Annotated in this window: 11 protein-coding genes; 5 read left to right on the top strand and 6 right to left on the bottom strand. The window is 74.2% G+C overall.

Annotated features, from left to right (window positions below; all coding sequences use genetic code 11):
* The 4 genes from F9B16_RS51310 to F9B16_RS29475 all read left to right on the top strand — a co-directional run.
* Positions 1–243: hypothetical protein (locus F9B16_RS51310; RefSeq protein ID WP_192809055.1), on the top strand; the 243-nt coding region annotated here is incomplete at its 5' end.
* A 90-nt stretch (positions 244–333) separates the two neighbouring features.
* Positions 334–1,431 (top strand): LLM class flavin-dependent oxidoreductase, encoded by a 1,098-nt coding sequence (locus F9B16_RS29485; RefSeq protein WP_151543477.1) that lies wholly within the window; start codon positions 334–336, stop codon positions 1,429–1,431.
* 388 nt (positions 1,432–1,819) lie between these two features.
* Positions 1,820–2,554, top strand: coding sequence for an AraC family transcriptional regulator (locus F9B16_RS29480; protein ID WP_151543476.1), 735 nt, complete (start codon positions 1,820–1,822; stop codon positions 2,552–2,554).
* 104 nt (positions 2,555–2,658) lie between these two features.
* Complete coding sequence (locus F9B16_RS29475; RefSeq protein WP_151543475.1) at positions 2,659–2,904, top strand: hypothetical protein; 246 nt, start codon at positions 2,659–2,661, stop codon at positions 2,902–2,904.
* Here the strand turns inward: F9B16_RS29475 and F9B16_RS29470 are convergent.
* The 6 genes from F9B16_RS29470 to F9B16_RS29445 form a co-directional block, all read right to left on the bottom strand.
* Entirely contained in the window at positions 2,901–4,718 is a 1,818-nt protein-coding gene (locus F9B16_RS29470; RefSeq protein WP_151543474.1) for an SDR family oxidoreductase, read from the bottom strand. The two genes, F9B16_RS29475 and F9B16_RS29470, sit on opposite strands and share 4 nt — an antisense overlap.
* A gap of 79 nt (positions 4,719–4,797) precedes the next feature.
* Positions 4,798–5,328 (bottom strand): GyrI-like domain-containing protein, encoded by a 531-nt coding sequence (locus F9B16_RS29465; RefSeq protein ID WP_151543473.1) that lies wholly within the window; start codon positions 5,326–5,328, stop codon positions 4,798–4,800.
* Positions 5,325–6,083 (bottom strand): MerR family transcriptional regulator, encoded by a 759-nt coding sequence (locus tag F9B16_RS29460; RefSeq protein WP_151543472.1) that lies wholly within the window; start codon positions 6,081–6,083, stop codon positions 5,325–5,327. Before F9B16_RS29460 ends, F9B16_RS29465 begins: the two co-directional genes overlap by 4 nt.
* A gap of 37 nt (positions 6,084–6,120) precedes the next feature.
* Entirely contained in the window at positions 6,121–7,203 is a 1,083-nt protein-coding gene (locus F9B16_RS29455; RefSeq protein ID WP_151543471.1) for a CapA family protein, read from the bottom strand.
* A 116-nt stretch (positions 7,204–7,319) separates the two neighbouring features.
* The gene (locus F9B16_RS29450) at positions 7,320–8,330 is read right to left on the bottom strand and encodes an SPFH domain-containing protein (protein ID WP_151543470.1); all 1,011 of its coding nucleotides are present in this window, start codon (positions 8,328–8,330) and stop codon (positions 7,320–7,322) included.
* On the bottom strand, positions 8,327–8,782 hold the full coding sequence (locus F9B16_RS29445; RefSeq protein ID WP_151543469.1) for an NfeD family protein: 456 nt from the start codon (positions 8,780–8,782) through the stop codon (positions 8,327–8,329). Before F9B16_RS29445 ends, F9B16_RS29450 begins: the two co-directional genes overlap by 4 nt.
* 120 nt (positions 8,783–8,902) lie before the next feature.
* Between F9B16_RS29445 and F9B16_RS29440 the strand changes: the two genes are divergently transcribed.
* Entirely contained in the window at positions 8,903–11,125 is a 2,223-nt protein-coding gene (locus tag F9B16_RS29440) for a molybdopterin oxidoreductase family protein (RefSeq protein WP_151543468.1), read from the top strand.
* Positions 11,126–11,343 lie beyond the last annotated feature (218 nt).

The following is an 11,343-nucleotide window of genomic DNA, read 5'->3' as shown; positions in this document are numbered from 1 at the left end:
ACCGCGCCCCGCGCCGCCTCCCGCGACACCGCGGCCCGCGCGCGCGACGCCGCGGCCCGCGCCGGCGACTCCTGCGGCACCCACCTCACCGACGTCGTCCAGGCCCTCGCCCACCGGTGCCGCGGATGCTCCGGCGAGACGGCGCGGATCGTCGTCTACGCGACCCCCGAAGGACGGCACGCCGAGGGCAACGGACCGCCCGGACCATTCGACCGGCTCACCCTCGGGGTCATCCCGATATGAACGCCGGCGGCCATTGCCCGCGCCCGACACCCTTCCGATACTGGGCGAAGTCGGATGCATGCGGACGAGGCCGGACGAAGGTGAATCTCGATGGGATTCCAGCTTGGCTTGTTCTCCCCCAACACCGAATCGGGACTGGCGATAACCACGGTTCCGGAAAGGTGGCGGGCCACGTGGGACAACAATCTGCGCCTCGCCCGCCTCGCCGACGAGACCGGGATCGACTTCCTGCTCCCCGTCGCCCGCTGGACCGACTGGGGCTCCGGCACCGACTTCCACCAGAGCGTCCTCGACCCGCTGGTGTGGGCGTCCGGCCTGCTCGCCGCCACGACGCGCCTGCGCGTCTTCACCACCGTCCACACCGCGTTCCACCACCCGATCGTCGCCGCCAAGCAGCTCGCGACCGCCGACCACCTCAGCCGCGGACGCGTCGGGCTGAACATCGTCGCGGGCTGGCATGCCCCCGAGTACGAGATGTTCGGCCTCACGCTCCCCGACGACCACGACACCCGGTACGCCTACGCGCAGGAATGGTGGGACGTCGTCCGGCGCATCTGGTCGAGCACCGAGCCGTTCGACCACGACGGCCCGTACTTCCGCCTCCGGCGCGTCGTCGGCTCGCCGAAGCCGTACAACGGGCGGAGCCTGCCGGTGATCAACGCCGGGTCGTCGCGGCAGGGCCGGTCGTTCGCCGCCCGCAACGCCGACCGCGCGTTCACGGTCGTCGCTGGCCCGGAGGACGGTGCGGAGGTCGTCGCCGCCATCCGCAAGGAGGCCGCGTCGTACGGCCGGAACGTCGGAGTCTTCACCCTCGGGCACGTCGTGTGCCGCCCCACCCGCGCCGAAGCGGAGGACCAGTTGCACTACTACGCCGATGAGTACGCCGACTGGCCCGCGGTGGACGAGGTGATGCGCCTGCAGGGCCTGCACGCCCAGTCGTTCACCCCGGAGATGCTGCGGATCTACCGGGACCGGTTCGCCGCCGGGCACGGCAGCTGCCCGCTGGTCGGCGACCCCGGCGACGTCGCCGACGGGATCGCCGAGTTCGCCCGCGCGGGCTTCGACGGGATCGCGCTGTCGTTCCTCGACTACGCCGGCGAGCTGGGCTACTTCGCCGCCGAGGTGACGCCGCGGCTGCGCGCACGCGGCGTCCTGCCGCTGGCCGCCGCACCGGGCGGCTCGCCGTGACCGCCCCCGCCGGGCCGCTGCCTCCGGCGCACGAACCACCTCCGGCGCACGAACCACCTCCGGCGCACGAGCCGCCCCGCCGGACGCGCTGCCCCCACCGGACGCGCCACCTCCGGCGGACGAGCCTCCGCTGGCGGACGAGCCTCCGCTGGCGCCGTACCAGCGGGTCGCGAGCGGTGACATCGACGTCCTGCACCGGGCCGTCGAACCGTACGCCGTCGGCCACGACCTCCAGGCCCGCGAGCCCGGCAGCCCGCTGGACGGCCTGGTCAACGCGCTCGGCGTCGGCGCGGTCAAGCTCGTCTGGGTCCGCTACGGCGGCGCGGGCGTCATCGTCGACACCCCGCCGACCGAGGGCGCGTTCGCGCTGTGCGCGCCGATCGCGCCGATGGGCGTGGAGTACCGCCGGTCGGGCGGCCGCGCCACCGCGCACGGCACCCTCGTCGTCGCGCACGACGAGGCGATGCGGCTGACCCCGGACCCCCGGCACGGCTGCCTGGTGATCGCGACGAGCACCGGCCGGCTCGCCGACCACCTCGGCGGCTTCCTCGGCCGCGACCACGACCCGCCGCTACGCTTCCACAGCCTGGACGGCCCGGCCCTCGCCCCCGCGTCCCTCGTCGAGCGGACGTGGCGGCACGTGTGCGCGGTCCTCGACGACACCGCGGCCGCGGGCCTGCATCCGCTGGCGGCGCGCAGCCTGGAGGAGTCGCTGCTCACCTCGATCCTGCTCGGCCTGCCGCACACCGCGACGCCGGAGCTGGCGGAGCCGCCGCGGCGCGTCCCGCACCATCTCGCCGGGTTCATCCGGGAATGGGTGGAGGCGCACCACGACCGGCCGATCGGCGCGTCCGACATCGCGGCGGCGGCCGGGATCGGTGTCCGGCAGCTCCAGGCGATCTGCCGCGCCCAGTGGGGGCTCACCCCGACGCAGCTGCTGCGCGGCGTGCGCCTCGACCGCGCCCGCGCCGCGCTCCGCTCGTCCGGGCCCGGCAGGCGGACGGTCTCGGACGCCGCCACCGCCGCCGGCTACCTGCACATGAGCCGGTTCGCGGAGCACTACCGGCAGCGCTTCGGCGAGACCCCGACCGAAACCCTGAACCATTCGTCTCTGCCCGCCTGACGGCCCGCCTGACCCCAACCGCCCGCGTGACGGCAGCCGTCCGGACGGGTGGCATCGACCTTGGTCGGTATCCCGCGCGCCCCCGCCCCGGCAGGCTCGGCGGTATGAACGACCCGAAGTCCTACGACGGACTGTCCTCCTTCGTGTTCATGCTCGGGGTGTACGCGGGCGTCGTGCCGTTCATCAGCAAGCTGTTCGGCTGGGAGCCGGACGGCCCGAAGCGGTTCCTGGTCGCCGCCGCGCGGCTGCCGTCCCCCGCGTGGTGGATCGTGTCGCTGCTCGCGATCGGCGCCGCGTTCGCGCTGCTCTGCTGGATCGACGCCGCCAAGAAGCGCCGCTTCCCCGGCTAGCGCGGTCCGGCGTGGCGGTCCTGGACGCCGGCGAGGAGGCGGTCGCCGGCGCGGCGGCCGAGCCGGGCGAGGGCGCGGTTCGCGGCGGGCGAGACGCGGGCGATGGTCCGGGCGACGTGCGCCTCGACGGCGACCGGGACGACCGCCGCGTCCTGCCGGACGGCGCGCAGGATCGCCCGCGCGACCTTCTCCGGCGGGAACCCGCGCCGCTCGATCGCGCGGCCCATCTTCTCGCGGAGCTCGGCGTCCACCGCCGGGGCCATCCCGACGAACCGGGTCTGCCGGGTGATCGGGGTGTCGACCGCGCCGGGGCACACCGCGGTGACGCCGATGCCGTAGCGCTCCATGTCGAGCCGGAAGCACTCGGCGAGCTGCAGGACCGCCGCCTTCGTCGCGCCGTAGGCGGGCAGCTCCGGGCTCGGCGTGAACGCCGCCAGCGATGACACGATGACGATGTGGCCGCCCTCGCCGCGCTCCACCATCTGCCGCCCGAACAGCCGGGACCCGCGGTACATGCCGTCGACGTTGATGGAGCGGATGCGCTCCCAGTCCTCCTCCGGCGTCTCCAGCAGCGACCCCGCGAGGGCGATTCCGGCGTTGTTGACGACGATGTCCGGGACGCCCCAGGTGTCCTTGACGTACCGGGCGAACCGCTCCATCGCCTCCGCGTCGGCGACGTCGACGCGGTAGACGTGGGCCTCGCCGCCCGCCGCGCCGATCTCGTCCACGGTCCGCTTGGCGCCGCCCTCGTCGATGTCGGCGACGACGACGCGCGCCCCGGCCGCGGCGAACGCGCGGGCCGTGGCGCGGCCGATCCCGCTGCCCGCGCCGGTGACGACGACGAGGTCGCCGCCGAACTCCTTGCCGGGCTCGGCGGCGGCCCGCGCGTGCGCGAGGCCGGGTGTCTCGGGCCCGCCCTCGACGTGCTCCACGAACTCGGTGATCCAGCGGGCGACCAGGTCGGGATGGCTGCGCGCCACCCAGTGCCCGGCCGGGGCGCGGCGCACGTACAGGTTCGGGACGACGCCGCGCGGCGACAGCAGCAGCGGCTGCGACCCGTACCGGTCCTTGATCGGGACGATCAGCTGGACGGGCACGTCCGTCCGCCCGTCGCCCTCGGAGGCACGGCGGGCACCCTCGGGCGACCCGCCGCGGCGGCGGCCCATGTTCGCGCGGTACAGGCCGAGCCCGTTGCGGGCGTCCTGCGCCAGCGTCGCGGCCGGGTGCCCGGGACGCGGCTCGGCGCCCTCCCGCAGCCGCAGCCCGCGCGCGAACCCGGCGGGCAGCAGCCGCGCCGCCAGCTCCCCGGCGCGCGGCGCCATCAGCACCGGCATGTAGACGCTGCGCCGCGCCTGCGCCAGCACCTCCCGCACCCCGCGCGGCCCGGACCGGACGGAGGTCCGCACCCAGCGGGCGAGGTGCCGCCGGTCCGGGCCGGAGATCGAGGTGAACGAGGCGAACCGGCCGCGCAGCCGGTCCCCGATGACCGCCTCCCAGCCCTGCACCGACCCCCAGTCGTGGCCGACGAGGTGGACGGGCTCGTCCGCGCCGACGCCGTCGAGCACCGCCTCCAGGTCGCCCATCAGCGCGTCGAGGCCGTAGTCCAGCGGGTCGGACGGCGCGGACGAGCCGCCCGCGCCGCGCACGTCGTAGGTGATCACGCGGAACCGGCCGGCGAGCCGCTCGGCGACGTCGTCCCACATCGCGCCGGTGTCGGGGTATCCGTGGACGAGGACGACCGCCGGCCGGTTCCCCTCCCCGCGCTCCCGTACGGCCAGTTCGATCCCGCCCGACCTCACCCGCTGGTCCCGCATCGGCGCTCCCTACCGCTCTAGGGGGTTTGCCCGAGAACCTACGCCGTTGAGATTCGCTGTCCAGGCCCCTCGGCGGACGTCAGCGGACGGGCTGGCGGAGGATCGTGCGCGCCTTCGCCTGGTCCGGCTCGTTCGGGTCGGACAGGTAGATCTCGTGGTGCAGGCCGTTCACCGCGAGGCCCTCCGCCTTCATCAGCGCGTCCATCTCGGCGAGGCTCGCGGGCTCGTCCGCGTACGGGCCGCGGTGCAGCATCTGCACGCACCGCCCCTCGGTGAACGTGACGCGCTGGACGCGCGCCGCCGCGGGCAGCCCCAGCCTGACCTCCGTGACGGCGCCCTCAATCGCCTCGGCCCCGTCCGGCAGCCGCAGGAACAGGTGCCACCGCCACTCCTCGCGCGGCACCTCGAACGGGGAGCGCTCGTCCTCCACCCACCAGCGGCCCTCCAGCGGGACCATCGGCGCGCCGAGCGCGCCCATCACCGCGTACAGAGCGCCGACGCTCGCTCCATACTCCGCGCCGCCCGGCTCGCCGCGCCCGGTGACGGCCAGCCCCGACACCGGGCCGAACTCCGCGATCTCCGGCTTCTCCGCCGCCTCGTACCAGCTCATCGGACATCCTCCAGTCGGATCAGCACCCGGGTCTCCAGGCGCTCGGGCGGCGTGCTGCCCGGATCGTTCAGGTAGACCTCCCGGACCGGGCCCGCGGGCGCGTGCCCGTGGTCGCCGAACCAGGCCAGCACGCCGTGGACGGTGAGCGCGATCTCCTCGTACGGGCCGGTGTGCAGGGCCTGCGCGAACGCCCCGCCGGGCAGGACGTCCTCGCCGGACGGCGACTCCAGCGCCACCCGCACCTCGAACTCGTCGGCCATGTCCAGCGGGAACAGCCCGACCAGGCTCGGCGGCCCCTCGGCCGCCCCGAGGAGGCGGGCCACGCAGGCCCCGGTGGCGGCGGCGATGCTCGCCGGGGACGCCGGCTCGCTCGCCACCCGCACCCTCCGGGCCGGTTCCTCGGTGACCGACACGACCGTCTCCGGCAGCCCGTCGGCCAGCACCCGGTCCAGGAGCCGCAGCGCGCGGCGGCGCCGCGCCACGTCCGCCTCCAGCCGGGCCCGCGCGTCCCGCAGCGCCGCCGCACCCTGACCCGCGAGGACGCGCGCCACCGCGGGGAGCGGGACGTCCAGCTCCCGCAGCATCCCGATCATCAGCGCGTCCCGCGCCTGTTCAGGCCGGTAGTACCGGTAGCCCGACGAGGGGTCGACCCACGCCGGGGCGAGAAGGCCCAGGTCGTCGTAGTGGCGCAGCTGCTTGACGCTCAACCGGCACAGCCGCGCGAACCGCCCGATGGGCAGGAGATCGTTGCTCACGTCCCCAGCCTGGCGTCTCCCACAGTGGGAGAGTCCACTAGGGACGCGCCGACAGCCCCGTGCAGGCGCGCAGGCCGTTCCACCGCTTCACCTCGGCGGCCGCCGCGGCGCCCGTCATCGGGATCGGCAGCCCGCCGGTGATCTGCGCCGGCTTCCACTTCGCCTTCGTGACCTTCCGGCCCTCCACCCGCAGCAGCAGCACCCCGGACTTCGCCGTCTCGCCGTGCGCCGACGAGAACACGAAATTGCCCATGCCGTAATGGACGTACCGGCCCTGCAGGTAACCGCCGCCGAGCGGGATGTGCGCGTGCCCGCCGACGACGATGTCCGCGCCCGCGTCGACGAGCGCCTTCGCGAGCTCCTGCTGCCGCGGCAGCGGGCACGCCTTCAGCTCCTGCCCCCAGTGCAGGTGCACGATGACGAGGTCGGAGCCCTTCCGCGCGTCCTTCACCGCCTGCACCATCCGCGGCACGTCCTTCGCCGACGCGAGCCCGCCCTTGGCGCCCGTCGCCGTCCACGCCGAGACCAGGTTGTCGTCCAGCACCTGCGTCGCGCCGACGATCGCGATCCGGTTGCCCTTCACCGTCGTCCGGTACGCCTTGTACGCCTGGTCCGCGTCGCGCCCGATGCCGACGATCGGGAAGCCGCTGCGCTTGATCGCCGCGAGCGAGTCGCGCAGGCCCTCCTCCATGTAGTCCATGCCGTGGTTGTTCGCCATGGACGCGACGTCGACGCCGGCGCGGCGCAGCGCGGTCAGCGCCGCCGGCGGCGCCCGGAACGTGAACTCCTTGCCGGGCGCCGGGGTGCCGCCCGTCGTGATCGCCGTCTCCAGGTTGACCATGGCGAGGTCCGCGGCGCGCAGCGTGGACGCGACCGGCCCGAGCGCGGTCGCCGGGTTCGCCAGCCGCGACCGCAGCTGCCCCTCGAAGTGCGTGTCCCCGCCGAACGCGATGACGATCGGCTGCGGCGCCGCCTTCGCCGGCGCCCGCCCCTTCGGCTTCGCCGGCGCCGCCGACGCGGGCGGCGTCGCCCCCCGCGCCTTCGACCCGTCGGACCCGCCGCACGCGGACGCGCCGGCGGCGATCAGCACGCCCACGGCTGCCACGGCGAAAACGCGCATGGGAGACCTCCCCGTCTTGATCGGCCAAGCATGGCACGACCAGGACAATCCCCCCACCCCACCCCCGACCACATCCGGCCCAGGGAGGGCGAATCCACCCCTCCCTCACCACGCCTTCAGGAGGGCTCGGCGGGCGTCTCTTGGCCGTTGGGCTTGCCCGAGGCCAGTTCGTAGGGCGGGACTTGGTCGGGGGTGGGGAGTTCGCGGGGTGGGTCGGGGTCTTCGGAGGCGGAGGGCTTCGGCTGGGTGGGGGTGGTGAAGGCTTGGGTGATGGATTGGAGGGCGCTCGTCACCTCGCTGGGGATGACCCAGAAGGTGCTGCCCTGGCCTTCGGCGAGCTTCGGGAGGGTCTGCAGGTACTGGTAGGCGAGCAGCTTCGGGTCGGGGTCGGCGTCGTGGATGGAGGAGAAGACGCGCTCGATGGCCTTCGCCTGGCCCTCGGCCTCCAGGACGGCGGCCTGCTTGGCGCCCTCGGCGCGCAGGATCGTGGACTGCTTGTCGCCCTCCGCGGTGAGGATCTTGGACGCGCGGGCGCCCTCGGCGGTGAGGATCGCGGCGCGCTTCTCGCGCTCGGCGCGCATCTGCTTCTCCATGGCGTCCTTGATGGACGCGGGCGGCTCGATCGCCTTGATCTCCACGCGGGTGACGCGGATGCCCCATTTGCCGGACGCGTCGTCCAGCACGCCGCGCAGGGCGGTGTTGATGCGGTCGCGGGAGGTGAGGGTGGCCTCCAGGTCGAGGGTGCCGATGACGTTGCGGAGCGTCGTCGCGGTGAGCTGCTCGATCGCCTTGATGTAGTTGACGATCTCGTAGTCGGCGGCGCGCGGGTCGGTGACCTGGAAGAACAGCACGGTGTCGATGTGGACGACGACGTTGTCCTCGGTGATGACGGGCTGCGCCTTGAACGAGACGACCTGCTCGCGCAGGTCGATGAGCGACTTCACGCGGTCCACGAACGGCAGGACGAAGCTGATGCCGGGTTCGAGGGTGCGGTGGTAGCGGCCGAGGCGCTCGACGTTGCGGGCGCGGGCCTGCGGGACGATCCACACCGACCGCATCACCGCGGTGGCGACGACGGCCAGCCCGGCGACGAGGACGATGAGCAGGGCGATGGCGATGTCGGTCATGGTGCCTCCTCGCCCGGTCCGCCGGGGACCGGGTACAGCAGGGCGGTGGCGCCTTCGATGGCGAGGACGTCGGCGGCGGCGCCCGCCGGGATGACGAGGTCGGGGTCGTAGGGGCGGGCCGACCACTCCTCGCCGCCGATCCGGGCGCGCCCGCCGGCGCGGGACACCTCGGTGAGGGTGAGGGCCTCGCGTCCGACGAGGGCGGCGGCGCCGGTGCGCAGCGGCGGCGGCTGCCGGATGTGCCGGCGCGCGACGGGCCGGACGACGGCGAGGCCCGCGGCGGAGCCGGCGGCGAAGACGGCGACCTGCCCGGCGAGGGGGAGGCCGAGGGCGCCGGTGAGGCCGGCGGCGAGCGCGGCGACGGCGAGGAGCCCGAGCGCGAGGGTGAGCGTCAGCAGCTCCGCGATCCCGAGGAGCGCCGCGATCAGCAACCAGACGACCCACGCGTCCATAGCAGCTCCCTGTGGCTGCCGGAAGTCCTCACCAACAAAGTAACTCCAGAATTTGGAAATGGCGCCCCCCGCGAGAAAAGGACAGAATGGAGTTCGGTCCCACAGGAGGAGTGTCTGCACATGGGCGACCGCACGGCCTTCCGCACCTGTCCCCTCTGCGAGGCCCTCTGCGGTCTCGAGCTGACCCTCGACGACGGCGGAGCGGTGACGCGCGTACGCGGCGACAAGGCCGACCCGTTCAGCAAGGGGTTCCTGTGCCCGAAGGGCGCGACGCTCGGGGTGCTCGACGGCGACCCCGACCGGCTGCGGGAGGCGCTCGTCCGCGACGGCGAGACGCACCGGACGGCCGGGTGGGACGAGGCGTTCGAGACCGTCCGGCGGGAGCTGGCGAGCGTCATCGAGCGGTACGGGCGCGACGCGGTGGCCGTCTACATCGGCAACCCGACGGCGCATTCGGTGGCGGGGCCGCTGTACGGGGCGGCGGTCGTGAAGGCGCTCGGCACCCGCAACCTGTACACGGCGAGCACCGCCGACCAGATGCCGAAGCACGTGAGCTGCGGGCACATGTTCGGCGACCCGCTCGCCATCCCGGTCCCGGACCTCGACCGGACCGGTCATCTTTTGATGCTGGGCGCGAACCCGCTGGAGTCGAACGGGAGCCTGGCGTCGGCGCCCGACTTCCCCGGCCGGCTGAAGGCGATCCGGGAGCGCGGCGGCAAGGTCGTCGTCGTCGACCCGCGCCGGACGCGGACGGCGGCGCTCGCCGACGAGCACCTGTTCATCCGCCCGGGGACGGACGCGTTCCTGCTGATGGGGCTCGTCCACACGCTGTTCGCCGAGGACCTCGTGACGGTCCGGCTCGAGGGGATGGTGAACGGCCTGGACGACATGCGCGCCCTCGCCGTCGACTTCGCGCCCGAGCGCGTCGCGCCCGTCACCGGGATCCCCGCCGAGACGATCCGCAGGACCGCGCGGGAGCTGGCCGCCGCCGACCGCGCCGCCGTCTACGGGCGCATCGGCACGTGTACGCAGGCGTTCGGGACGCTCAACAGCTGGCTCGTGGACGTCCTCAACGTGCTGACCGGCAACCTCGACCGTCCCGGTGGCGCGATGTTCCCGCGTCCCGCGCACGCGCCCGTGTACCGGCGCAAGAAGCCGTTCACGACGGGCCGGTGGCGCAGCCGCGTCCGGGACCTGCCGGAGGTCAACGGCGAGTTCCCGGTCGCGACCCTGGCCGACGAGATCGAGACGCCCGGCGAGGGCCGGATCCGGGCGCTGATCACCATCGGCGGGAACCCGGCGCTGTCCGCCCCGAACGCGGCCCGGCTCGACCGCGCGCTCGCGGGCCTCGACTTCATGGTGAGCGTCGACCCGTACCTGAACGAGACGACCCGGCACGCGCACGTGATCCTGCCGCCGCCGCGGCCCGCGCAGACGCCGCACTACGACATCGCGCTGACCGGGCTCGCCGTCCGCGACTACGCGCGCTACTCGCCGCCGGTCGTCCCGCTGCCGGACGGGCGGCCGAGCGAGTCCGACATCCTCGCGCGGCTCGCGCTCGCCGCGTCCGGCATGGACGGCGACCCCGGCGCGCTCGACGAGATGATCATCTCGTCGACGCTGCGGAAGGCCGCCGGGCTGCCCGGCTCCCCGGTGCACGGCCGCGAGACCGACGAGCTGCGCAAGATGCTGGCCGAGAGCGGCACCCTCACCGAGCAGCGCCTCGACATGATGCTGCGGCTCGGCCCCTACGGCGACGGCTTCGGCGCGGACCCGTCCGGGCTGACCCTCACCCGGCTCCGCACCGAGCACCCGCACGGCATCGACCTCGGCGCCCTCAAGCCCCGCATCGACGAGGTGCTGTGCACGACGTCCGGCCGGGTCGAGCTGTGCCCGTCCACCTGCGCCGCCGACGTCGACCGCCTGCACACCGCGCTCCGGACGCACCGCCCCGCGGACTTCGTGCTGATCGGGCGGCGGCACCTGCGGTCCAACAACAGCTGGCTGCACAACGTCCCCGAGCTGGTGCGCGGCTCCAACACCTGCACGCTCCAGCTCAACACCGCCGACGCGGCCCGGCTCGGCGTCGGCGCGGGCGACACCGTCCGGGTCGCGTCCCGCACCGGTTCCGTCGACGCGGTCGCCGAGCCCACGGACGCCGTGATGCCGGGCGTCGTCAGCCTCCCGCACGGCTGGGGGCACGACCGTCCCGGCACCCGCACCGCCGTCGCCCGCGAGCACGCCGGCGTGAACGTCAACGCCGTCACCGACGAGCAGGAGATCGACCCGCTGTCCGGCAACGCCGTCTTCAACGGCGTCCCCGTCACCCTGACCCGCTGCTAGCCCGGGGGGACGGCGCCTTGCCCGCCGGTGCTCGCTTTTCCGCCGGTGCTCGCTCTGCGTGGAGGCCCGTTGCACGATGTGTTTAGCCCCGGCGCGTCCAGGTAGGTATCCCTCGCCGCGGGCGGCTCAGGCCGCCTCGAACGTCACATGGGGGATCGACTAACCTCGCAATCGAGCGTCCCATTACGGCCGTCTCTAACCAGTGGGCCGGACGGAAC

The organism is Actinomadura montaniterrae, assembly GCF_008923365.1.
Lineage (GTDB): Bacteria > Actinomycetota > Actinomycetes > Streptosporangiales > Streptosporangiaceae > Spirillospora > Spirillospora montaniterrae.
Note: the sequence above shows the minus strand (reverse complement) of the source record. Positions and strands in the feature narration are given on the sequence as shown.